Annotated in this window: 22 protein-coding genes; 12 read left to right on the forward strand and 10 right to left on the reverse strand. The window is 53.7% G+C overall.

Annotation, left to right across the window (positions count from 1 at the left end; translation table 11 throughout):
* A partial coding sequence (locus Q0510_RS09720) for a prolyl oligopeptidase family serine peptidase (protein WP_298710486.1) occupies positions 1-1,260 on the forward strand: 1,260 nt, incomplete at its 5' end.
* Between the two features lie 72 nt (positions 1,261-1,332).
* On the opposite strand, the gene Q0510_RS09725 is transcribed toward Q0510_RS09720, so the two are convergent.
* The gene (locus Q0510_RS09725) at positions 1,333-1,899 is read right to left on the reverse strand and encodes an HdeD family acid-resistance protein (protein WP_298710488.1); all 567 of its coding nucleotides are present in this window, start codon (positions 1,897-1,899) and stop codon (positions 1,333-1,335) included.
* Between the two features lie 139 nt (positions 1,900-2,038).
* Between Q0510_RS09725 and Q0510_RS09730 the strand changes: the two genes are divergently transcribed.
* A complete protein-coding gene (locus Q0510_RS09730) occupies positions 2,039-3,679 on the forward strand; it encodes an ATP-binding cassette domain-containing protein (protein WP_298710490.1) in 1,641 nt (546 codons plus the stop codon).
* A 91-nt stretch (positions 3,680-3,770) separates the two neighbouring features.
* Here the strand turns inward: Q0510_RS09730 and Q0510_RS09735 are convergent, their stop codons facing one another.
* Positions 3,771-4,190: a response regulator gene (locus tag Q0510_RS09735; protein ID WP_298710492.1), complete on the reverse strand. Its 420-nt coding sequence runs from the start codon at positions 4,188-4,190 to the stop codon at positions 3,771-3,773.
* Between the two features lie 241 nt (positions 4,191-4,431).
* A complete protein-coding gene (locus Q0510_RS09740; protein WP_298710494.1) occupies positions 4,432-5,391 on the reverse strand; it encodes a hypothetical protein in 960 nt (319 codons plus the stop codon).
* Positions 5,392-5,496: 105 nt separating this feature from the next.
* Between Q0510_RS09740 and Q0510_RS09745 the strand changes: the two genes are divergently transcribed.
* Together Q0510_RS09745 and holA are read left to right on the forward strand one after the other, a co-directional pair.
* Positions 5,497-6,222 (forward strand): ribonuclease H-like domain-containing protein, encoded by a 726-nt coding sequence (locus tag Q0510_RS09745; RefSeq protein WP_298710496.1) that lies wholly within the window; start codon positions 5,497-5,499, stop codon positions 6,220-6,222.
* A gap of 24 nt (positions 6,223-6,246) precedes the next feature.
* Positions 6,247-7,245: a DNA polymerase III subunit delta gene (gene holA / locus Q0510_RS09750; protein ID WP_298710498.1), complete on the forward strand. Its 999-nt coding sequence runs from the start codon at positions 6,247-6,249 to the stop codon at positions 7,243-7,245.
* Here the strand turns inward: holA and Q0510_RS09755 are convergent.
* Complete coding sequence (locus Q0510_RS09755) at positions 7,234-8,169, reverse strand: bifunctional riboflavin kinase/FAD synthetase (protein ID WP_298710500.1); 936 nt, start codon at positions 8,167-8,169, stop codon at positions 7,234-7,236. The two genes, holA and Q0510_RS09755, sit on opposite strands and share 12 nt — an antisense overlap.
* A 98-nt stretch (positions 8,170-8,267) precedes the next feature.
* On the opposite strand from Q0510_RS09755, the gene Q0510_RS09760 reads away from it, so the two are divergent.
* Entirely contained in the window at positions 8,268-9,446 is a 1,179-nt protein-coding gene (locus Q0510_RS09760) for an AIR synthase related protein (RefSeq protein WP_298710502.1), read from the forward strand.
* A 67-nt stretch (positions 9,447-9,513) separates the two neighbouring features.
* On the opposite strand, the gene Q0510_RS09765 is transcribed toward Q0510_RS09760, so the two are convergent.
* The 4 genes from Q0510_RS09765 to Q0510_RS09780 all read right to left on the reverse strand — a co-directional run bounded on the left by Q0510_RS09765 (position 9,514) and on the right by Q0510_RS09780 (position 12,554).
* Positions 9,514-10,272: a TonB family protein gene (locus tag Q0510_RS09765; RefSeq protein ID WP_298710504.1), complete on the reverse strand. Its 759-nt coding sequence runs from the start codon at positions 10,270-10,272 to the stop codon at positions 9,514-9,516.
* Positions 10,273-10,300: 28 nt separating this feature from the next.
* Positions 10,301-10,762, reverse strand: coding sequence for an energy transducer TonB (locus Q0510_RS09770; RefSeq protein WP_298710506.1), 462 nt, complete (start codon positions 10,760-10,762; stop codon positions 10,301-10,303).
* A 170-nt stretch (positions 10,763-10,932) separates the two neighbouring features.
* Complete coding sequence (locus Q0510_RS09775; protein WP_298710508.1) at positions 10,933-12,186, reverse strand: M56 family metallopeptidase; 1,254 nt, start codon at positions 12,184-12,186, stop codon at positions 10,933-10,935.
* The gene (locus Q0510_RS09780) at positions 12,183-12,554 is read right to left on the reverse strand and encodes a BlaI/MecI/CopY family transcriptional regulator (protein WP_298710510.1); all 372 of its coding nucleotides are present in this window, start codon (positions 12,552-12,554) and stop codon (positions 12,183-12,185) included. Before Q0510_RS09780 ends, Q0510_RS09775 begins: the two co-directional genes overlap by 4 nt.
* A 324-nt stretch (positions 12,555-12,878) precedes the next feature.
* Between Q0510_RS09780 and Q0510_RS09785 the strand changes: the two genes are divergently transcribed.
* The 3 genes from Q0510_RS09785 to Q0510_RS09795 all read left to right on the forward strand — a co-directional run bounded on the left by Q0510_RS09785 (position 12,879) and on the right by Q0510_RS09795 (position 16,389).
* Positions 12,879-13,571 carry an ATP-binding cassette domain-containing protein gene (locus tag Q0510_RS09785; protein ID WP_298710512.1) on the forward strand — a complete coding sequence of 231 codons (693 nt, stop codon included), beginning with the start codon at positions 12,879-12,881 and terminating at the stop codon, positions 13,569-13,571.
* 113 nt (positions 13,572-13,684) lie between these two features.
* Positions 13,685-13,957 carry a 30S ribosomal protein S15 gene (rpsO, locus tag Q0510_RS09790; RefSeq protein WP_298710514.1) on the forward strand — a complete coding sequence of 91 codons (273 nt, stop codon included), beginning with the start codon at positions 13,685-13,687 and terminating at the stop codon, positions 13,955-13,957.
* An 86-nt stretch (positions 13,958-14,043) separates the two neighbouring features.
* The gene (locus Q0510_RS09795; RefSeq protein ID WP_298710516.1) at positions 14,044-16,389 is read left to right on the forward strand and encodes a polyribonucleotide nucleotidyltransferase; all 2,346 of its coding nucleotides are present in this window, start codon (positions 14,044-14,046) and stop codon (positions 16,387-16,389) included.
* Positions 16,390-16,467: 78 nt separating this feature from the next.
* On the opposite strand, the gene Q0510_RS09800 is transcribed toward Q0510_RS09795, so the two are convergent.
* A complete protein-coding gene (locus Q0510_RS09800) occupies positions 16,468-17,043 on the reverse strand; it encodes a hypothetical protein (RefSeq protein WP_298710518.1) in 576 nt (191 codons plus the stop codon).
* Between the two features lie 102 nt (positions 17,044-17,145).
* Here Q0510_RS09800 and prmA point away from each other — a divergent pair, with 102 nt between their 5' ends.
* The 4 genes from prmA to Q0510_RS09820 all read left to right on the forward strand — a co-directional run bounded on the left by prmA (position 17,146) and on the right by Q0510_RS09820 (position 21,413).
* Entirely contained in the window at positions 17,146-17,967 is an 822-nt protein-coding gene (gene prmA / locus Q0510_RS09805; RefSeq protein WP_298710521.1) for a 50S ribosomal protein L11 methyltransferase, read from the forward strand.
* 118 nt (positions 17,968-18,085) lie between these two features.
* Complete coding sequence (gene plsY / locus Q0510_RS09810) at positions 18,086-18,727, forward strand: glycerol-3-phosphate 1-O-acyltransferase PlsY (protein ID WP_298710522.1); 642 nt, start codon at positions 18,086-18,088, stop codon at positions 18,725-18,727.
* Positions 18,728-18,860: 133 nt separating this feature from the next.
* Positions 18,861-19,664: a M48 family metallopeptidase gene (locus Q0510_RS09815; RefSeq protein ID WP_298710526.1), complete on the forward strand. Its 804-nt coding sequence runs from the start codon at positions 18,861-18,863 to the stop codon at positions 19,662-19,664.
* 606 nt (positions 19,665-20,270) lie between these two features.
* On the forward strand, positions 20,271-21,413 hold the full coding sequence (locus Q0510_RS09820; RefSeq protein ID WP_298710534.1) for a hypothetical protein: 1,143 nt from the start codon (positions 20,271-20,273) through the stop codon (positions 21,411-21,413).
* Between the two features lie 86 nt (positions 21,414-21,499).
* Here Q0510_RS09820 and Q0510_RS09825 read toward each other — a convergent pair whose 3' ends face one another.
* Positions 21,500-22,369, reverse strand: coding sequence for a transglutaminase-like domain-containing protein (locus tag Q0510_RS09825; RefSeq protein WP_298710536.1), 870 nt, complete (start codon positions 22,367-22,369; stop codon positions 21,500-21,502).
* Between the last annotated feature and the right edge of the window lie 21 nt (positions 22,370-22,390).

The following is a 22,390-nucleotide window of genomic DNA, read 5'->3' on the forward strand; positions in this document are numbered from 1 at the left end:
ATCCAGCCGCGGCAGAAGGATATGCTGTACAACATCGATCACCGCGGTGATAAATTCTATATCGAAACCAACCTCAACGCCAAGAACTTCCGGCTGATGGAAACGCCCGTCGGCAAAACGGCGATGGACAACTGGAAAGAAGTAATCCCGCACCGGCCGGATGTGCTGCTGCAGGGTTTTACGCTCTTCAACAACTTCATGGTGCTGAGCGAAAGAAAGAACGGGTTGTCGCAGGTGCGCATCATCCCGGAAAGCGGGCAGGAGCATTACCTGGACTTCGGCGAGCCGGCCTATGTGGCGTCTGTCATCTCCAATCCCGAGCTCGATACCAAGGTGCTGCGCTACAGCTACACTTCGCTCACTACGCCTGCTTCCACGTTCGAATACAACATGGAAACGAAAGAGAAAACGCTGCGCAAGCAACAGGAAGTGATCGGCGGGTACGATCCGAAGAATTATGTGACGGAAAGGGTTTTCGCCACGGCGGACGACGGCACGCGGGTGCCCATTTCGCTGGTGTATAAAGTAGGGTTCGAGAAGAACGGACAGGCGCCCCTGTTGCTGTATGGCTATGGATCTTACGGCGCGAGCATGGAGCCGGGCTTCAGTTCCAGCCGCATCAGCCTGCTCGACCGCGGTTTCTGTTACGCCATCGCGCATATTCGCGGCGGCCAGGAGCTGGGCAGGCAGTGGTATGAAGACGGGAAGATGTTCAAGAAGAAAAACACTTTCACCGATTTCATCGATTGCGCCGAGTTCCTCATCGAAAATAAATTCACCGACACTTCGCACCTTTTCGCCCTGGGTGGTTCCGCCGGCGGGTTGCTGATGGGCGCGGTGGTGAACATGCGCCCCGAGCTCTGGAAGGGCGTGATCGCGGCGGTGCCTTTCGTGGACGTGGTGACCACCATGCTCGATGAAAGTATTCCGCTGACTACCGGAGAATTCGATGAATGGGGCAATCCCAAGAATAAGGATTCTTACGACTACATGAAATCCTATTCACCTTACGATAACGTGGAAGCGAAAGTATATCCCAACATGCTGGTAACCACCGGCCTGCACGACTCCCAGGTGCAGTATTTTGAGCCGGCCAAATGGGTGGCCAGGCTGCGCGAGAAGAAGCAGGGCGATAATCTCCTGCTCCTTGAAACCAATATGGAAGCCGGCCACGGCGGCGCCAGTGGCAGGTTCAAGGCATTGAAGGATGTGGCGCTGCAATACGCGTTCATGTTCTACCTGCTGGGCATCGAAAAATAGCTGTGATCCACATAGAAAAAGGGCCTTCCGGAAAAACGGAGGGCCCTTTTATGCTATGGCAACTAGCCTATATCAGGCGTGTTTTCCCTGATGGTTTTCGAAGTTTTTATGCACTTTCCGCAGGCGGAAGCCCACCGAAAGGAGGAAGATGCCGAGGAACAGGGCGTAAAAGCCAAGGTACCAGGCCAGCACCACCACGCCCACTACAGGCTGCATGAACAGCAATACGCCGAACACGACGGACAGGATCCCCGCCAGGATGAGCATCCACTCGTTCGTGAGCTCCTTGCGCAGGCGGATGGCGACGATGATCTCCAGGAGCCCCGTCACAACGGCCCAGATAGCCACCAGCGTTACCAGGAAGATCGCTGTAACACCCGGCATGAAGAGCATCAGCCCGCCGGCGATGATCCCCATGAGGCCGATCAGCAGGAAGGTCCACCAGCTTTCGTCTTTTTTCATGATCTGGAATCCATGGATGATGGAAAATATCCCGTCGACCAGGAAATAGGCGCCCAGGAAGATCACGAGGACAGAAAGGGTGAGGGCCGGCCAAAGGAAGGCGAAAATGGCGAAAAGAATGGCGATCACGCCGCGGAAAACGATATATCCCCAGTATTTGGATAGTTCATGGATCATGGCAATATGATTTGATTGTCCTTGATAACAATACATATCCCTAAAATGTTCAATAACGGGTTTTTGCAGCTGTTTCCCAAGGCATGGACTTATGGCCGGGATTTCGTATCTTTGCGGCTTCAAATTTATTCAGCCAGGTATGATCAGTGTTAAAAATGTCACGCTTTCTTTCGGCAAAAGGGTTTTGTTCGATGAAGTGAATATCAACTTTACGAAAGGCAATTGCTACGGAGTGATCGGCGCCAACGGGGCCGGCAAATCCACTTTCCTCAAAATCCTGTCCGGCGAGATCGAGCCGAACAAGGGTTCCGTGGAAATCACCCCCGGCGAGCGCATGTCGGTTCTGAAACAGAACCACTATGAGTTCGACGAGGTGACCGTTCTCAACGCGGTGCTCATGGGCAACAAGAAACTCTGGGACATTGCGCATGAGCGCGACAGCATTTACGCCAAGGAAGACTTTACCGAAGAAGACGGCATGCGCGCAGGCGAACTGGAGGCGGAATACGGCGAGATGGGCGGCTACACGGCCGAGTCCGACGCCGGTGTGCTCCTGGGCGACCTGGGCGTGAAAGAAGAACTGCATCAAACCCTGATGAAAGACCTGAGCGGCGCCCTCAAAGTACGGGTACTGCTCGCACAGGCGCTCTTCGGCAACCCCGACATCCTGCTGCTGGACGAACCTACGAACCACCTGGACGTTGAAACCATCGGGTGGCTCGAAAACTTCCTGGCCGATTACGAAAACATCGTGATCGTGGTGAGCCACGACCGTCACTTCCTCGATGCCGTGTGTACCCACGTGGCCGACGTAGACCGCGCCAAGATCAAGATCTTCACCGGTAACTACTCCTTCTGGTACGAATCCAGCCAGCTGATCGCCCGCCAGATCTCCGACAAGAACAAGAAAATGGAAGACAAGCGTAAAGACCTCCTGGACTTTATCGCCCGCTTCTCCGCGAACGCTTCCAAATCCAAACAGGCTACTTCCCGTAAGAAAGCCCTCGATAAACTGGTGATCGAAGACATCGAGCCCTCCAGCCGCAAATACCCCGGCATCATCTTCAAGCAACAGCGCGAAGTGGGCAACCAGATCCTGAACATCGAAAAGCTCGAGAAATCCATCGACGGCCGCAAGATCTTCAGCGACGTGACCTTCTCCGTGAATAAAGGCGACAAGATCGCGTTCCTGTCGAAAGACCACCTGGCCCTCAGCACCTTCTTCGATATCATCAACGGCGACCAGCAGGCCGACGGCGGCAAGCTCGAATGGGGCACCACCGTTACCAAAGCCTACCTGCCCGACGATAACGCCGCTTTCTTCAAAAGCGATTATAACCTGCTCGACTGGCTCCGCCAGTACGTTCCTGCGCACGTAACCGACGTAGACGAGCCCTTCCTCCGCGGTTTCCTCGGAAGAATGCTGTTCTCCGGCGACGAGATCATGAAAAAAACCTCCGTGCTCTCCGGTGGCGAAAAAGTTCGCTGCATGGTGAGCCGCATGATGCTGCAGGATCCAAACGTGGTGATCCTCGACGAGCCCACCAACCACCTCGACCTGGAATCCATCCAGTCTTTCAACGAAAGCATGAAGGATTTCAAAGGGATCGTGCTGTTTACCACGCATGACCACACGTTCATGCAATCCGTGGCCAACCGCATCATCGAGATCACGCCCGCAGGCATTATCGACCGCCTCTGCTCGTTCGATGAATACCTGGCCGACGAGCGCGTGAGAACGCTGCGCGCCGAGATGTACGGCGAGCCGGTTAACGCATAATCAAAACTTATTCTGGATAGAAAATAAAAAGAGCGGATCATGTCCGCTCTTTTTTTATGGGTTACTTTTTTGGGTATTAGCTCTCTGGCGTTCAGAGATATTCTTCGATTACTTTCATTTTGTGCTTGTCGAGCGGCTTGGTGATGTAGGCCATCAGCTCGGGGGTTCTTTTCACTTTCTCCATGTCCTGGATGTTCATGGAAGAGGAACACATGATGATCGGCACATCCGTGGTGAGCCGCGTTTTGAGTTCCCGGAAAGCTTCGATGAAATCCCAGCCGTTCATCCGCTGCATGTTCATGTCGAGGATGATGAGGCAGGGGAGGCGCCGGGCCGCGAAATCGTTCAAATCCTCAATGGCGTCTTCCGCAGACAAAAAGGAATTGACCCTCACGTCCCATCCCTGCAAGCCAAACATCTTCTTCACAATAAAGTGGAAAATCTCATCGTCGTCGATTACATAAACTACTTTATGCTGTGCCATGTCAATTATATTGTCGAATTGCTTCATAAAATTTCGTTTACTGTACGCAATTCCATTTCCGTTAGCATAGGTATTTGCCGAAAACTGCTCCTCAAAACATTCCATTCAGGCCCGCTTCGTAATTTCACCGCAAAGAAAGTTAATTTTATTTTAATATTAATATTTTTTAATCTGGAATAACCAAACTTTAACAACCCGGTATAAAAAAGAAAGGGTATGGCCGGAGCCACACCCTTTCTATGAATGTTGGATTGTCTATCGTTATTTTTTAGAAGAGGCCGCCTTTTTTCAGGTTTACTTTGCCTGCGCCGATTTTAAAACCGTCCTGGTAGATTTCCACCGCGTAGTCGCCGGGTTTGAAGTCGGAGTTTTGTTTCCAGTCCATGCTCACGGGCGTAACGCCGCCTGCAGCATAGGAAACGGTTTTCTTAACGGTGTAGAGCTTCTCTGTGCCGTCTTCCAGGGTGAAGCGGCCGCTGCCGAGGGCTTCCACTGCGAGGGGAGAACCGTCCGGAGCCGTGATGGCTACGTAGATTTCTTTATCGCCGGTGGTCGCGATGCGGTTATCGAGGTCGAAAGACACGCGCATCATATCGGCGCGTTTAGCTTTGGTCGTCACTTCTTCCTTGCCGTTCTTACGTACGTTGATGGGCGACAGCTTGATGTTGGATGCATGCAGTACGGAGCCGAGATCCACACGTTTGCCGAGGCTGTCTTTCACCGTGGTCACAGAGTCGCGCTCCTTACGGGCGTAATCGCGCTCGCCTGCCAGTACGATTTTCTCGCCTTCGAGGCGCTCGATCGTCTGCACATAACCTTCGGTCCTGGATTTCAGCTCTTCGATCAGCCTGCGCGCTTCCGCCAGCTGGGCTGCGGTGGCGTTTTTGTTGCTGAGAATGCTGGTGATACGGCCTTTCATGTCCGCAATTTCTTTATCCTTGCTTTTCACGAGACTGTCCATCCGGCTATTTTGGGAGATCAGATCGTCCAGCCGTGCCTGGGCGGCATCGTATTCCGCCTGCAGTTCGTTACGGGAATTGGTAATCGTGTCCAGCTGGTTTTCTTTGATAGCGATCTCCTTGCTGGACTGGCTCTTGTCATAATACATATAACCCCAGGTGCCTACGAGTGCAGCGATGAGGATACCGTATATGAGGCCGTTTTTGTTGCTTTTCGGTTTTTCAGGCCCGGGATTGGGCGTTCCAGCGTTAAAGGTGTTTTCCGCCATAGTGATTGATGTTTTTGATATTAGATTGTTATATGGGTAAAATTTTTCCCTCGAAATTGAAACGTTAAAATTTAACTAAATTACACGCTTATAAAATTGTAGGCTGTGTTAAATACCGTTGCGCTCGACCAGTTATTATTACTTGACATTGAAACCACCCCGCTAACATCTTCGTTGGATCAGCTACCGGCCGAGTTGCAGGCGCTCTGGTTAGAGAAGAATGCAAAAACTTTGCCAGATTCTGAAAACCCGGCCGCCGACTACTTCGAGAGAGCGGGGCTGACGGCCGAATTCGGCAAGATCGTATGCATTTCCGCCGGCTTCTTTTTTACGGAAAACGGTCAGTATCAATTGCGTATAAAATCTTTTTATGGAGACGACGAGAAGGAGATCCTCGCCGGATTTCTCGATACCGTTTCGCGTTTCCATCAGAAAATGCAGCGCTTCCAGTTTGCAGGGCATAACATCCGCGAGTTTGATATTCCCTATATTTGCCGCCGCGCGATCATCAACGGCCTCGCCCTCCCGGATCCCCTCCAGCTCCACCAGCTCAAACCCTGGGAACAGCCCCTGCTGGACACCCTCCAGATCTGGCGCTTCGGGGATTTCCGGAACTATACCTCCCTTAAGCTGCTCGCCGCCGTACTCGGGATTCCCACCCCGAAAGACGATATCGACGGCAGCCAGGTGGGCAGAGTATATTGGGAAGACAAAGACCTCCGCCGCATCGCGGAGTATTGCCAGAAAGATGTGCTCACCGTAGGCCAGCTCCTGCTCCGCTTCAAAGGGCTCCCCCTCATGGAAAAGAGCGGCGTGGAAGTGGTCGGTTAATTTTGGATTGAAACAGACAGGGTTATGGATTACCAGGATATCATCAAGGAATGGAAAAGCAATAAGTTCAAGCCGCTTTACTGGCTCGAAGGAGACGAGGATTTCTTCATCGACCAGGTGGTGAACTACGCCGAGCACAACCTGCTCACCGAAGCCGACAAAGGCTTCAACCTCACCGTGCTGTACGGGAAAGACACCGACTGGGCCACCGTCATCAACGCCTGCCGCCGGTATCCCATGTTTGCCGAACGCCAGGTGGTGATCCTCAAGGAAGCCCAGGCCATGCGCGATCTCCTCAAAATCGAGCCCTACATCGACAAACCCCTCGAATCCACCATATTCGTCGTAGCCCACAAGCAAGGAAAGCTCGACGGCCGCTCTAAAATGGCCAAGCTTGTCAAAGACCGCGGCGTGATGCTGTCCACCAAAAAGCTCTACGACAACCAGATCCCCCAGTGGGCGGAAGCTTACGTCCGCTCCCAGGGCCTCGCCATCTCCGAAAAAGCTTGCATCATGCTGGCCGACCATATCGGCAACGATCTCAGCCGCATCGCCAACGAGATCGAAAAACTGATGGTCAACCTCCCGCAAGGCAAAAAAATCGACGAAGGCGATATCGAAAAATACGTGGGCATCAGCAAGGAATACAACGTGTTCGAGCTGCAGAACGCCATCGGGCAGATGGATCTCGGCAAGGCCATGCGCATCATCAAATATTTCGCCGCCAACCCCAAAGCCGCGCCCATACAGGTGGTTATCCCTTCCTTATACGGCTACTTCGCCAAAATCAACCTACTCTTCGGCGCCAAAGGCGGCGAAAAGGAAATGGCCGCCGCATTGGGCGTGCACCCGTTCTTTCTGAAAGATTACATGTCGGCCGCGCGGAACTTCGGTCCCAACGGCACCGAGCGCGCCATCCTGTTGCTCGCGCAATACAACCTGCGCAGCATCGGCATCGGCGATAGCGGAAACGAAGACGGTGAGCTGATGAAGGAAATGGTATACAGGATATTACGGCCTTGACGCGATCGCGCGGGCCTGCTCCACATCGTTTTTCATTTGCACGACGAGCGCTTCCACGCTGTCGAACCTGCGGTCGCTCCGGATATACTCCAGGTAATCGACCCGGATGGCCGCGTCGTAGATTTCCCGGTCGAAATCCAGGATAAACACTTCGATGCGCAGTTCCGACCCGTTGAAAGTGGGGCGGGTGCCGATGTTGAGCGCTCCCTGCAGCAGCGGGCCGTCGTTCCCGACGGAGACGGTCACGGCGTAAACGCCTTGTGCGGGGATAAGCTTTCGGTAATCGTTGAGGGCGATGTTGGCGGTGGGGAAGCCGAGCTTGCGGCCCATTTTATCGCCATGCACCACTTTGCCCTGCAGGAAATACGGGTAGCCAAGCAGCTCGCTGGCAAGGCGGACGTCGCCCTCCTGGAGGCTTTTGCGGATGCGGGTGGAGCTGACGGCCGCGTCGTGGATCACCTGCTGGGGGATTTCCAGCAGCCGGAAGCCATATTTTTCCTGTTCGGCTTCCAGCAGTTCGAGGCCGCCTTCGCGGTTGTGGCCGAATCGGTGGTCGTAGCCGATGATGATGGTATGCGGGCGGAAAGTGCTGATGAGAAAGTCTTCCAGGTAGGCCGTGGCGGACAGTTCGGAGAACTCCCGGGTGAAAGGGACCACCACCAGGTGATGAATGCCCCAATGCGCCAGCAGGGAGATTTTTTCTTCGAGCGTGGTAAGCAGGCGAACGGTTTTATCGCCGGCCAGCACTTCCCGCGGGTGCGGGTCGAAGGTGATGATGACCGTTTCCCCGTTGCAGGCGTGGGCGGCTTCCTGCAGCTGTTGGAGGATGTGCTGGTGGCCGGTATGCACCCCGTCGAAAGTGCCGATCGTGATCACGGCATTCCGGAAAGCGGGCAATTTCTTTAAATCTCTGTGAACCTGCATGGTGGAACGGTCATATTTGCAAAAACGCCGTGCAAATCTAAATGTTTTGACGGGATTACAATACTTTTGCACTTTAATCGCAAACCAAAGGATCATTCGTGGACCAGAACCTTTACGCCAAAAGAGGCGTCTCCGCCGGCAAAGAGGATGTGCACAACGCCATCCGGAATATCGACAAGGGGCTCTTCCCCCGCGCTTTCTGCAAAATCATCCCCGACCTGCTCGGCGGTGACGAACAGTGGTGCAATATCATGCACGCTGACGGGGCGGGTACCAAATCCTCCCTGGCTTACGCTTACTGGAAAGAAACGGGAGACCTCAGCGTATGGCGCGGCATCGCGCAGGACGCGATCATCATGAATACCGACGATCTTCTCTGCGTGGGCGCCACGGACAACATCCTGCTGTCTTCCACCATCGGCCGCAATAAAAACCTTATCCCCGGCGAAGTGATCGCCGCCATCATCAATGGTACCGAAGAAATCCTCGAAGAGCTCCGCTCTTACGGCATGGGCATCTACAGCACCGGCGGAGAAACCGCAGACGTGGGCGACCTCGTGCGCACCGTGATCGTGGACTCCACCGTTACCGCGCGCATGAAACGCAGCGATGTGATTTCGAACGACCGCATCCAGGCGGGAGACGTGGTGGTAGGGCTCGCATCCTACGGCCAGGCCACCTACGAGCGCGAATACAACGGCGGTATGGGCAGCAACGGCCTCACCTCCGCGCGCCACGACGTTTTCAACAAATCCGTAGCAGAAAAATACCCCGAATCCTTCGATCCCGCGATCCCGCAGGAGCTCGTGTTCTCGGGTAAAAAAGCGCTGACCGACATGGTCGACGTTCCGGGATTCGGACAGATCACCGCCGGCAAGCTGGTGCTGTCGCCCACGCGTACCTACGCGCCGGTGATCCGCCACATGCTGGAGCAGTTCCGCCCGCAGATCCACGGCATGGTGCATTGCAGCGGCGGCGCGCAAACCAAGGTGCTGCATTTCATCGAAAACCTGCACGTCATCAAAGACAACCTGTTCCCTGTTCCCCCGCTGTTCCAGCTGATCCGCGAGCAATCCGGCGCTGAATGGAGGGAGATGTACCAGGTGTTCAACATGGGCCACCGCATGGAATTGTACGTTCCTGCTGAAATCGCGGAAGACCTCATCCGCATCAGCCAGACCTACAACATCGACGCGAAGATCGTGGGCCGTGTGGAAGCGGCGCCTGAGAAAAAAGTAACCGTGAAAAGCGAGTACGGCACTTTCGAATACAAATAATTGCAGAACGCATATACGAAAGCCGGCGGTCCGATTGGGCCGCCGGCTTTTTTGTGCGGGCGGGAATTTATGGTTGGATCGATTTGCTTTCGGGCGGCAATGTGAAATGAATATCGACGGTATCGTAGGTAGCGAGGCTTCTGCCGGCGCTGCTGGCGCCTTTCCAGGCAGGCATGATATGTACGAGGCGCAGGGCTTCTTCTTCCAGCCCGTAGCCCAGTCGGGGGCCAGTGGGGTGGATGCCGGTAAGGATTTTCCTGTCTGAATGGATCAGTGCGATACGGACGGTGCCTTCGATGCCGCGGGCTTTTGCTTCGGCAGGGTATTGCAGGTTGCCGGTAATGAATTGTTGCAGCGCGGTTTCCCCGCCGGGGAAATAAGGCGGCAATTCGATAAACCGGAAGATATCGCCGCGCGGGGTAATTTCTGCCGCAACGTTCCAGGTTTGGCGGTCGAACCGAAAATTGAGTGTAACCTTATCCGCCACCTTCCGGGTATTTTGTCGCCTGGGAATCCATGGTGGCATGAGGCTTACCAGGCGGAGGGCTTCCTTGTCGAGCCCCAATCCGATATTAAAACCGGCAATTTCCGGATTCCGGATGGAGCCATCGGGCATGACGGTGAAACTTACGGCTACGGTGCCGCGGTGTTTGTGTAATCGCGCTGTGTCCGGATGGCCATTGTGTTGCTGGAGGAAACGGTGCAGGGAGTCTGGTCCGCCTGGAAATAAGGGGTACAAATAACTGAAGGAGGCGTTTGTCGCCTGCTTAGGGAGACTGTCCGGAAGGGCAAGGTTGAACGAGCAGAGCAATGCGAAAAGATACATACAGTACGGGATGATACCTGAAAGATACCTAATTCAAGCTGAATCGGATTGGAAGATTATATTGTATTACCGTGCGTTTTTGGCCAAACATTTCGGAGGGCCATTCCCATTTAGGCATCAATTTCACTACGCGCAGCGCCTCTTCTTCGAGGCCAAATCCTAAATGCCGCCATTTTATCGTTGAGAATTCTGATAATTCGCCTGTACTGTCAACCAGGAATTGCACGAACACCGTTCCCTCTTTTCCCAAACTTTTCGCTTCGGCTGGATATTGCAGGTTTTTGTCGAGGAACGCCGCAAAGGCTTTGTCTCCACCAGGGAATTGGGGGACCAATTCAACAGGACAAACAATTACGTTGTCATGGAAAGTATCTGCTGGTGCCGTAACTGTGGATGATTCCGGTGCCTGAACCGGAGCCTTTTGAGAAATGGCTTCGGGTTGGGTGCAGGCGGCGGCGAGCAGGCAACATAAAATGAAGAACCGGATCATAGTAAAATTTGCAGGAAGATGCGCGTTTAACGGCTTTCCATAAAAAAGACGCCACAGAAACCGTGGCGCCTGATGTAAGCTAGTTGTGTATTGGGGTATGACTAACATTTGTCTTTTTGCCCGGGCATGAAGGGCGATTGGCCGGGCCGGATGGACGAAGTTTTTTGGTCTTAATCCTGCAATGTATACCGGATGGGAAGGTTGAACATTACATTCACATTTTTATCGTTTTGGCGGCCGGGCCTCCATTTGGGCATGCCTTTCATGACACGGATGGCTTCTTCTTCCAGGCCGTAACCGATAACCTTTCCAACGGGTTTCATGTCACGCAGGGAGCCGTCCTTGTCAACAACAAACTGGATGAAAACGGTGCCTGTCACATTTTTATCGACTGCTTCCTGCGGGTACTTTAGGTTGTTGCTAAGATACTTGATGAGCGCTTCGTCGCCTCCGGGAAAGCTGGGCGGCAATTCCACGAAGGTGAAAACTTCGTCGCCGGCAGCCGCCTTGAGTTGAACGGCCTGCGGAGCCGGTGTTTCCGTTGCGGCCGGTGCGGCCGGGTCCTGTTGTGTGCAGGAGGTGGCGAAGAGGATCCCTGCGGCGAGGGGGAGTGCCATCAGTTTGCGGATAGCGGCATAACGTGTTTGCGAATGGCGGGTAAGCATCATAATTCTGCGTTTTACGGGAGGTTGGGAAAAATGGTGAATGAGTAATCGGGCGGAAGGAGCATGCAGCGCCTGGCGGAGGAGATTTTCGGCGTATGCGGCCGTTTGTCCGTTTCCGGCAGGCACTTCGTCGGCTTCGAATTCATGGACTATCGATAATTCTTTTTTCACGAGATGGAAGAAGGGATTGATCCAGCATAAAGCCGTGACTGTTTCCATAAAAAGCGTATCCCAGCTGTGGCCTTTGCGGATGTGCGCCTGCTCGTGCTGGAGCATGTGGCGGCCTTCGGCGGAAAGCGGCTCCGTGGACGGGTTCCAGAAGATGTACCGGAAGAAGCTGAAGGGCGAGGAAACGGAAGGGTGGAGGATAAGCTGGTAATGGGAAGATGCCTGCCTGCGGCCTCCGCGGATAAGGCTGGACAGCTGCCAGATGGCATACCCGAAGCGGGCGAGGAGGGCGGCGGCTACCAGCGCGTAGGCGATCCAAAGCCATTGCCAGGAGGAGTTTACGCTGCCGGCGGCACTGCCGTTGACCTCGAAGGCGGCCGCGGTGTAGCGGAGGATGGCGGAAGAAGCAGCGGCGTCGCCGGGAAGGGGGATGCGCACAAGGGGGAGGAGGAGGCTGGCGGCGGTGAGGACCAGGAGATAGGCCCTGTTCCAGCGGTGCTGCCGCTGGTTGCGGAGCGCCAAACAATAATAGGCGAACAGCAGGCCCGAATACAGGGCCGCTTTCAGCAGATACACGAGGATCGGGCTCATGGTTCCTGTTTTTTGGATTTTTTAATTTCTTCCAGCAATTGCTCCAGGTCGTTGACCGACATATCCTTCTCCTTGACGAAGAACGACACCAGGTTGGCGAAAGAGCCGCCGAAATAACCTTTAACCAGGTTCTGCACCGTGCGGCTGCTGTATTCCTCTTTGGAAACGAGCGCGTGGTACTGGTGGCTTTTCCCGAATGCCTTGAACCCGACGAAGCCCTTGTCGACAAGGATCTTTACGAGCGTGGAAACCGTGTTGTAATGTGGTTGCGGCTCCGGGAGCACGGTGATGATGTCTTTCACGAAAGAGGGGCCGAGCGCCCAGAGGGCTTGCATGATCTGCTCTTCCGCCTTGGTCAGTGTTTTCATTGTATCGAAGTTTATGGCGAGTCTTGTTAAAAGTCCGATGAACGCATTTTAATGTTGCCGGCGCCTGTTGAGCGGATTTTTTCTACGGTTGTTCTTAACGGGAAGTGTTTCTTTATTTGGTACGGTTACAGTACTGTATCTGTACTGAATCCCTACTGCGTCTCCGCTAAGCTTCGGCGACCGGGCGCTTAAAAAAACGCAATTGCGGATGCTGAAACGAATGTATAACTATTTTTTTAGTTTACAAACTAATTTTGTAGTTATTATTCAATGCGGGTCATTGACAAGGATTTAATTATTTTTGGATTTTAAAACAGGAAATTAATGGTTGATCAACCGATAGTCCAGCTGACGAATGCTAATATTTACCAGGGAAGTTCATTGATCCTGTCCGACGTGAACATCTCGATTAATAAGGGAGAGTTTGTGTATTTGATCGGGAAAACGGGAACGGGGAAGTCGAGCCTGCTGAAGACGCTGTACGGCGACCTGGTGTTGCGGGAAGGCGCCGGCCAGGTAGCGGGGTTTGATCTGACGAAGATGGACTGGAAGAAGGTGCCATACCTTCGCCGGAACCTGGGCGTGGTGTTCCAGGACTTTCAGTTGCTGACGGACCGCACGGTGCATGAGAACCTGAAGTTTGCGCTGAAGGCCACGGGGTGGACGGAGCAGAAGCAGATCGAGGATAAGATTGCGGACGTGCTGGATAAGGTGGGCCTGGCCACGAAGGGGTTCAAGATGCCGTATGAGTTGTCGGGCGGGGAGCAGCAGCGCGTGGACATTGCGCGGGCGTTGCTGAACGGCCCGAAGCTGATATTGGCGGACGAGCCTACGGGCAACCTGGACCCGGAAACTTCCGACGGGATCATGCAGCTGTTGTTCCGGATTTGCCGGGAAGACGGCACCACGATCGTGATGGCGACGCATGATTATATAGTGTTGCAGAAGTTCCCGTCGCGCGTGCTGCGTACGGAAAACGGGCAGGTGACCGACAATGCAGCAGTAAATTTTGTATAGGTAAAGCATTGGTTTACAGATACGGGGCTTCAAATAATTCTATTTGGAACTTGCCATTTATCTTCTTACCTTTGCACCGGAAAAATAGCGAGTAATAATTTATTTTATCAAAGATGTCTTACTTAACTGTAGAAAAGAAAGCGAACATTTTCAAGGAATTCGGTGGTAGCGAAAAGAATACCGGTTCTACTGAAGCGCAAATTGCCCTGGTAACCGAGCGTATCAACAGCATTTCCGCTCACCTGAAGCAAAATAAAAAAGACTTCTCCACTCACCGCGGTCTTATGAAGATGGTAGGTCAGAGAAAGCGTTTGCTTTCTTATCTGTCTAAAACCAACCTCTCCGGCTACCGTGCCCTCATCGAGAAGTTAGGTATCAGAAAATAATCCGAATTTATTGATAGCGCTATTCCCAACTATTCTGGTTGGGAATAGTTTTTTTGTATGTATACTATTTTAATCCTCACACAAGTATGAATCTCACACCTACTTCGGTTAAATTTGATATAGGCGGAGGTCGTGAAGTGACGATCGAGACCGGCAAAATGGCCCGCCAGGCCGATGGAGCCGTTACCGTTCGTTGCGGCGATTGTATTCTGCTGGCTACCGTGGTGGCCAATAAAGAGCCCAAGGCCGGGCAGTCTTTCTTCCCCCTCACCGTAGACTACCAGGAGAAATTCGCTTCGGCAGGCCGTATCCCGGGTTCATTCTTCAAGCGTGAAGGCAAGCTGAGCGACTATGAAGTGCTCATTTCCCGCCTGATCGACCGTGCCCTGCGCCCCCTGTTCCCCGACGATTATCTCTGCGATGTGCAGGTGTTGGTAACCCTTGTATCCTCCGATAAAGAAATCATGCCCGACGCCATGGCCGCACTGGCCGCGTCCGCAGCCCTCGCCGTGTCCGACGTTCCCATCCAGGAGATCATCTCCGAAGTGCGCATCGGCCGCGTGAATGGCGAATTCATCATCAACCCCACCCGTTCCCAGCTCGCTGAAGCCGATATGGACTTCATCGTAGCCGCTACGGAGAAAAATATCATGATGGTGGAAGGCGAATCCAAAGAGTGCCAGGAAGAAGACCTGATCAAGGCCATCGAACTCGCTCACGACGCCATCCGCATCCAGGTGAAAGCCCAGGAAGAGCTCCGCGCCCTGATCGGCAACCCCGCCAAGCGCGAATTCACCCTGCCTTACGCCAACGAAGAACTGAAAGCGAAAATCGAAGCCTTTGCCGCCGGCAAAATCCTCGAAGTTTCCAAATCCGCCCTCGGCAAACACGAGCGCAGCGAAGCTTTCAGCAAAATCGAAGAAGAAGTGAAAGAGCACCTGGGCGAGCTCTCCGAAGAAGACGCCCCGCTCGTCGGCAAATATTTCCATAAACTGGAAAAAGAAGTCGTGCGCAACATGATCCTGGACCAAAGCATCCGCCTCGACGGCCGCGTGCTCGACCAGGTCCGCCCCCTCGCCATGGAAGTTGACCTGCTGCCCAGCCCCCACGGCTCCGCACTGTTCACCCGCGGCGAAACGCAGTCCCTCACCACAGTAACCCTCGGTACCCCCGACGACGAACTGCTGATCGAGTCTGCCGCCACTTCCAACTACGTTAAATTTATCCTCCACTATAACTTCCCTCCCTTCTCCACCGGCGAAGTGAAGATGATGCGCGGCCCCGGCCGTCGCGAAGTGGGCCACGGTAACCTGGCTTTACGCTCCCTCAAGCAAATGATGCCCGGAAGCGATTACGCCTACACCGTGCGCGTAGTGAGCGATATCCTCGAATCCAACGGTTCCTCCTCCATGGCTACCGTTTGCGCAGGCTCCCTCGCCCTCATGGACGCAGGCGTTCCCCTGCCCAAACACGTATCCGGTATCGCAATGGGCCTCATCTCCCGCGCTGCCGACGGCAAATGGGCCGTACTGAGCGACATCCTCGGCGACGAAGACCACCTCGGCGACATGGACTTCAAAGTAACCGGTACCCGCGACGGTATCTGCGGCGTACAGATGGATATCAAAGTAGACGGTCTGAGCATGGACGTGATGCGCGCAGCGCTTTCGCAAGCCCGCCAGGGCCGCCTGCACATCCTCGATGGCATGTACAATACCATCGAAGCTGCCCGTCCTGAACCGAAACCGCATGCTCCGCGCATGGAGAAACTGACCATCGACCGTGAATTCATCGGCGCGGTGATCGGGCCCGGCGGTAAAGTTATCCAGGAAATCCAACGCGAAACCGGCACCAACATCAATATCGAAGAAGTTGGCCAGCATGGCGAAGTATCCATCTTCGCTACCCAGAAAGAAAACCTGGATAAAGCCGTTGCATGGATCAAAGGCATCGTTTCCCAACCCGAAGTGGGCGAAGAATACGAATCCGTTGTGAAGAGCGTAATGCCCTACGGCGCGTTCGTGGAATTCCTCCCCGGCAAACAAGGCCTGCTCCATATCTCCGAAGTTTCCTGGAAACGCCTCGAGAACATGGACGGCGTACTCAGCGAAGGCGACAAAGTGAAAGTGAAACTGGTAGGCACCGATCCCAAAACCGGCAAGTTCAAACTCAGCCGCAAAGTGCTCATGCCCAAACCCGAAGGTTACGTAGAACGCCCCGAACGCGAAGAGCGTGGTGACCGTGGCGATCGCGGAGACCGTCGTGACCGTGGTGACCGTGGCGACCGCCGTGGCGGTGGCGACCGTGGAGACCGTCGTGATCGTGGCGATCGTGGTGACCGCGGAGACCGTGGCGATCGCGGGCCCCGTCCTTCCCAGGCCGGCGGCCAGAACGAAGGTCCTGAACTGGGCCCTGTGTTCGACGAACAATAATCGTGTGAATAGCTTACATAAAAAAAACGCCGCTTACGAGCGGCGTTTTTTATTTTCAGGGAATCCGGTAGTCTTCGTTTAACGGCCCGCGTTATAGACCTGTTCGATGAACACTTCGCTTTCGCGCCAGATCACCTTCCCTTTCTCGAGCCTGAAAATCCGGAACGATTTGCCGTTCACGTCTTCATAATCCATTTTGTAGAGCTTCACGCGCTTGTTGGTGGTGCGGTCCACCACCTGCACCTTGCCGGCTTCCAGCAGGTCGGGCAGGATCTCGTCGATATACGGCAGGATGATGCCTTCGTTATCGTTCCAGAACAGCGTGATCCTGTCGGTGCTGTAGGAGAGGGGATTGCTCTTGGAGGCGGTCCAGAACTTGCTGGCGAGGCCATAGTGGCGCTGCACTTCTTCGGGACTGAGCGGCGAGAACTGGATGTTGCGGAACACGGTTTTGTTGAACTGCTTCTGTACGAGCACGGTGTCGAGATTTTTGAAATAATCTTCCACATCCAACTTGTCTACGATCAGTACGGCGTTGGGCACCTGGTAGAAGATGGAGTCCTGTTTCTCGTATTCATGCGGGATGATGGTGGACTGGGCCGATACGGTGAAAGCGCCGCCCAGCAGGGCAGCGAGGATGATGAGTTTTTTCATAGGATAAGGTTATATTTAATAAAAAGTAAATATAAATAGGTGTAGGGAAATGGCCAAGAAAAATGCGGAATAGGGGCGGAAAAATGTCGTTATCTTGCGCCCATGTCTTACATCGCCATAACGATTCCCGCGCCGCAGGAGCTGCGGGATGTGCTGGTCGCGCAACTGAGCGACATGGGTTACGAAGGGTTTGAGGAGCGCCCGGATGCGCTCGTGGCTTATATACCCGAAACGGATTTTGAAGAGAACAACTTAATGGGTCTCGTGGGGTCTCACGGGTTGGATTATACGAAAGAGAGAATTGAGCAGGCGAACTGGAACGCGGTGTGGGAGAGCAGCTTTGAGCCGGTGCTGGTGGAGGATTTCTGCGGTATCCGCGCGGGCTTCCATGCGCCGCTGGGCGATTCGGTGAAACATGAGATCATTATCACGCCGAAGATGTCGTTCGGGACGGGGCACCACGCCACTACCTGGTCGGTGGTGCTGCTGATGCGCGATGTGGATTTTGCGGGGAAGCAGGTGTTTGATTTCGGTTCCGGGACGGGGATACTCGCGATATTGGCGGATAAGTTGGGTGCAGCGCAAACGCGTGGGATCGACATTGATACCTGGGCGGTGGAGAACGCGGTGGAGAATGCGGAGGCGAATGGTTCGGGGAACGTTACGTTTACGCAGGCGGATAACTTGTCGGGTGAGGGGAGCGGGGCGTATGATGTATTGCTTGCGAACATCAACCGTAACATCCTGCTTGTTAATATGGGGGAGATGAAAAGAATACTCAAAAAAGGCGGAATATTGATTTTGAGTGGTATATTGCAGGAAGACGAACCTGCAATTGTTAAGGCCGCCCGGGCAGAGGGGCTGCAACCCGCGGAGCGGGCAGAACGGGAGCACTGGCTGGCACTTTCATTCATCGCCAGTTAATGTGGAAAAATTATCATATTTTAATTACTGATTCTAGAGTAATTACCTTATCATTGCAGTATATTTTACATTCATTTTAACACTTTAATTGCTAACTTAGCAGTTCTAACTTATTGTGATGACAGAATTATTGCTAATTATCTGCGCCTATCTGATTGGCTCTTTTGCTACCGCTGTGTGGGTGAGCAAGGGAGTTTTCGGTATCGATATCCGCGAGCATGGTTCCGGTAATGCCGGCGCCACCAACACGTTCCGCGTGCTGGGCCCCAAGGCCGGTACGTTCGTGATGTTGGTGGACATGCTGAAAGGCGTGCTGGCTGTCAGACTATCCTACCTTATCCCTCATGATTCCACCGAACAATTGGTAAACCTGCAGGTGGGCCTCGGCCTGGCTGCTGTAGTGGGTCACATTTTCCCCATATGGGCGGGTTTCCGCGGGGGCAAGGGCATCGCCACCCTCTTCGGGATGGTGCTCGCCATCCAGCCGCTGGTAGCCTTGTATTGTGTGGGTGTTTTCCTCATGATTCTCTTTCTTACCCGGTACGTATCGCTGAGCTCCATCCTTGCCAGCATCGCGTTCCCGGTACTCATTCTTTTCGTGTTCCGTGAAGAAGAAGTGTACTATCGGATTTTCGCCATCGCAGTTGCGGTTATGGTGGTGCTGACGCACCAGAAGAACATTATGCGCCTCATCAGCGGCAGCGAATCCAAAGTTCCCCTCTTCAAAAACAGGAAAAACAAGCACGGAAACGATATCTGATCTCCCCGATACAGTAAATCCGGCACAACGATTGCAAGCTGTTATGTAAAGTGGTATTTTCGCCGCAACAACCGCCATGCTGCGTTTGTTAATATCGCTGCGATATTATCCTTTCTACTAAATTAATGTCCCGATGAAAAAAATTGCGTTGTTATTGGTTGCCGGAACCGGGCTGATATATGCCTGTTCGAGAGTGCCTATCACCGGCCGTAGCCAGTTGAACCTCATTCCTGAAGCCACCATGCAATCCATGGCTTTACAGGAGTACCAGACCTTCCTTTCCCAGAACAAAGCTGTTTCGCCCGCCGCCAGCAAAGATGCTGAAATGGTGCAGCGCGTGGGTGGCCGTATCGCCAGGGCCGTTACCACCTACATGACGCAAAAAGGCATGGGGAGCGAAGTGGCCAGCTACAAATGGGAGTTTAATCTCGTAAACGATAACCAGGTGAATGCCTGGTGTATGCCCGGCGGTAAGGTAGTGGTGTATACCGGCCTCCTGCCGGTGACCCAGAATGAGACAGCGCTCGCCTGCGTTATGGGCCACGAGATAGCACACGCTATCGCGCGCCATGGTAACGAAAGGATGAGCCAGGGCCTCGTTGCCCAGGGGATCCAGATTGCAGGCGCCGTTGCGCTCAATAAGAACCCCCAGGCACAAAATATCTTCATGCAGGCAGTAGGTGTCGGCGGTCCGCTGGGGCTCATGGCCTACGGCCGCCAGAATGAGCTGGAGGCCGACCACCTCGGTGTGATCTTTATGGCCATGGCTGGTTATAACCCGCAGGAGTCCATTGCGTTCTGGGGCCGGATGGCAAAAGCCGGCGGTGGACAGAAGCCGCCTGAGCTGCTCAGCACCCACCCGAGCGACGACCGCCGTATCGCGCAGCTGCAAAACCTCATGCCCGAAGCCATGAAGTACTACACACCTGCGAAGTAATACACATCATATTCCTGAACCGGGCAACAGCGCAATCGCTGCTGCCCGGTTTTTTTATGCGCCTATTTATACGATGGATATTTCAAAACCTTATAAATATATCTTTCTAATCCTTTTATTCAGAAAAATGCCCAAACTGTTAGAATATTTATAATAAAAAGAAAGATTTATGCCCACTGTTTTGACAAAAAATAATGTGTAGGAAATTATTTTGTTTGTAATATCTTTTTATATAGTTTTATAACCTTGTTAATTGATTGTTGTTGACAGGGAGTCAGTATTTATGAAATCGATTGAATTGGCATTGTTGCACACTTCCGCCCCGTGTTCCTGATCACATATCGATGAAAAACGGCCCCAGGCCACTCATTCCACCGGTCCAACCGCCACCAGGTAAAACGCAGTTGCAAATCGAGCAGACACGGGAGGACCATCCAGTTACATCATAAACCGCCGGCACATCGCCGGAAGCGCCGGAGCAAAACCGGCCCGGACATCCGCATCCCCATCTCACCGTACAGCCGCATGGCTGTTTCGGAAAGGGTGAGCCACGTCCGTACCCTGCAGGATTTTAAATCACTTTATAACCAAGTAAATCCAAGCATTATGAACAACTGTGTGAAACTCCTGTTTTTGTGCGCCGCCGTTGGTACCCTCGGCAGCTGCGACAAGGCAGACATTTTCAATCCTCCCGGAAAAGACCCGAAACCACCTGCCACCACAACCACCACACCGGTGCACGGCGACCTCAAAACGATCACGGTGACTGGCTCCGGCAGCAAAACGGATTTCAACGCCGGTAACTACACCTTCGCCGGCCACCGCCACATGGCGCTCCGTTCCACGGACTTCGATTCCGCCACCGCCGCCACGCCGTCTTCCAACACAAAGGCAGGCTGGCAGGCCCTCCTGCAGGGTATTTACCCGATCAAAACCTCCAACGACTTCAACGACCAGGCTACCGCTTCCGGCGCCACCCTGGAGCTGACCGGCGGCCCCACCCATTCCGGCAAATGGCTCAAACGCCAGGCCAGCCAGGCGATCCGTACGCTGTACCCTTCCAACTGGCGCCTGCGCAACTGGAACCTGCTGGACAACTCGGGGTACAAGTCGTATCTCTACGTTTCATTCTACCTGCAAACGTTTGACGACGACGATACCGGCAAATGGTACCGCATGTACTGGAGAAGAGACCTTCCCAGCAGCGATCCCAAATACAGCTCCAGCTTCTGGACAGGCAAAATGGCCGGTGGCGGCCAGTTTACCTGGCGTGTGGAGTGGTCCGGCAATGGCGAACTGGGCGGATATGCCGACCAGTCGCATCCCACCACCGGCGTTTGGAATCGTATAGAACTGTTCTTCGATTTTGCGAACGATTCGTATCAGGTCCACATCAACGGCAAACCGATCACCGATTCTTCCCGGAACTACTTCGGCACCGTTTCCGGCCAGCTGGGCCTGAACAGCCAGATCACTTACGCCCTGCTCGGCAATACCCTGGAGCCCATGGCGGAAGACGGTCACCACGTTGGCTGGGCGCTCCCTTACGCCGATTACAGCTCCAAGCGCATCGAGCTGGCAGACAATTCGAACTGGGCTTTGAAAACCAAATCCGTGGTGCAACCCGTGAAGTCATGGACCTCAGGCAACGTGGAGTTCATCGTCAACCAGGGCGATTTCGCCGACCTGGACAACAAGCACATTTTCTACCTCGACGGTACCACCGCAACCTACATCGGCGCCTTATAATTCTACTCGTAGCATCGCAAGGCAATCGTGACCACAAAAAAAGCCCGCAGGTAACTGCGGGCTTTTACTTATGATAAGCTTTAGTATCAATCGAGTATGCGGGCAAGGTTCAGCAGTTCGTCGTGTTTATACTGTTCCTTGTCGTTGCGGAAGCATTTAGCGGTTTCCTCCAGCAGGAACTGGACGATCCGGGCGTTGCTCTGCGGTTTGTAGAAGTCCGGGTTGACGGGCACGTTTACCCGTTTCAGGTAGGTATCCACATCCTGTTGGGTGTAGATCTGGCCCTGGATGGGGTCGATGAAGAAGAGGATGCGGTAGTCCCCCGGGTCGGCCGGCTCCGTGAAATCATAGAACGTGTCGAAATACCCGAGGATAAACTGCCGCGGGATGTTGACGGCGTATACCGGCAGGTCGAGCATCGCGCAAAGCGCCTGGTACACGATCCCGTTGGTGAGCGGGTTGCCTTTCCGTCCTTCAATCACCTGGTTGATGAAAAACTGGTTCTTGCGCTGATAGCTCACTTCTTCCCCCTTCAACCCGAAATAGTTATAAATCATGCTGTTCAGCACGTTTATCTGTTCCAGCGGGGTGAGGTAATTATTCAGTTCGAGCCAGATATTACGTTTGATGCGGTCTATCTCCGTATGAACCGTCTGCTCCGTGAGGTCGGGGTACTGGTATTTGGCGGTCAGCAACGCGCCTTTGATCAGCTCCTGCGACCCCGCCGCATGCCATAGCCTGAATGCCTCCTGCAGGTCCTGGTAATGGACGCGGTGGATCAGCATTTCAATCCTTTCCTGGATATGCTCGTCGATCGTGGTTTCCCACAGATGCTCGAGGTTTGGAATGATCTCTTTCCCGAACATGAGGATCTTGTTGGCCACGGTGTCAAACACTTCCTGGTCAGGATCGTCCAGCAGATGGAATAACGCGTTTATTTCCCTTGTTTCGTGCAATGGAATGAGTTATGGATTCTT

The organism is uncultured Chitinophaga sp. (genome assembly GCF_937874145.1).
Taxonomy (GTDB): domain Bacteria; phylum Bacteroidota; class Bacteroidia; order Chitinophagales; family Chitinophagaceae; genus Chitinophaga.

Coding starts and splice junctions, on each gene's coding strand:
- Q0510_RS09725 (WP_298710488.1), bottom strand. CDS start 1,899: ATGATCCATGAACTATCCAAATACTGGGGATATATCGTTTTCCGCGGC.
- Q0510_RS09730 (WP_298710490.1), top strand. CDS start 2,039: ATGATCAGTGTTAAAAATGTCACGCTTTCTTTCGGCAAAAGGGTTTTG.
- Q0510_RS09735 (WP_298710492.1), bottom strand. CDS start 4,190: ATGAAGCAATTCGACAATATAATTGACATGGCACAGCATAAAGTAGTT.
- Q0510_RS09740 (WP_298710494.1), bottom strand. CDS start 5,391: ATGGCGGAAAACACCTTTAACGCTGGAACGCCCAATCCCGGGCCTGAA.
- holA (WP_298710498.1), top strand. CDS start 6,247: ATGGATTACCAGGATATCATCAAGGAATGGAAAAGCAATAAGTTCAAG.
- Q0510_RS09755 (WP_298710500.1), bottom strand. CDS start 8,169: ATGCAGGTTCACAGAGATTTAAAGAAATTGCCCGCTTTCCGGAATGCC.
- Q0510_RS09765 (WP_298710504.1), bottom strand. CDS start 10,272: ATGTATCTTTTCGCATTGCTCTGCTCGTTCAACCTTGCCCTTCCGGAC.
- Q0510_RS09770 (WP_298710506.1), bottom strand. CDS start 10,762: ATGATCCGGTTCTTCATTTTATGTTGCCTGCTCGCCGCCGCCTGCACC.
- Q0510_RS09775 (WP_298710508.1), bottom strand. CDS start 12,186: ATGAGCCCGATCCTCGTGTATCTGCTGAAAGCGGCCCTGTATTCGGGC.
- Q0510_RS09780 (WP_298710510.1), bottom strand. CDS start 12,554: ATGAAAACACTGACCAAGGCGGAAGAGCAGATCATGCAAGCCCTCTGG.
- Q0510_RS09785 (WP_298710512.1), top strand. CDS start 12,879: ATGGTTGATCAACCGATAGTCCAGCTGACGAATGCTAATATTTACCAG.
- rpsO (WP_298710514.1), top strand. CDS start 13,685: ATGTCTTACTTAACTGTAGAAAAGAAAGCGAACATTTTCAAGGAATTC.
- Q0510_RS09795 (WP_298710516.1), top strand. CDS start 14,044: ATGAATCTCACACCTACTTCGGTTAAATTTGATATAGGCGGAGGTCGT.
- Q0510_RS09800 (WP_298710518.1), bottom strand. CDS start 17,043: ATGAAAAAACTCATCATCCTCGCTGCCCTGCTGGGCGGCGCTTTCACC.
- prmA (WP_298710521.1), top strand. CDS start 17,146: ATGTCTTACATCGCCATAACGATTCCCGCGCCGCAGGAGCTGCGGGAT.
- plsY (WP_298710522.1), top strand. CDS start 18,086: ATGACAGAATTATTGCTAATTATCTGCGCCTATCTGATTGGCTCTTTT.
- Q0510_RS09815 (WP_298710526.1), top strand. CDS start 18,861: ATGAAAAAAATTGCGTTGTTATTGGTTGCCGGAACCGGGCTGATATAT.
- Q0510_RS09820 (WP_298710534.1), top strand. CDS start 20,271: ATGAACAACTGTGTGAAACTCCTGTTTTTGTGCGCCGCCGTTGGTACC.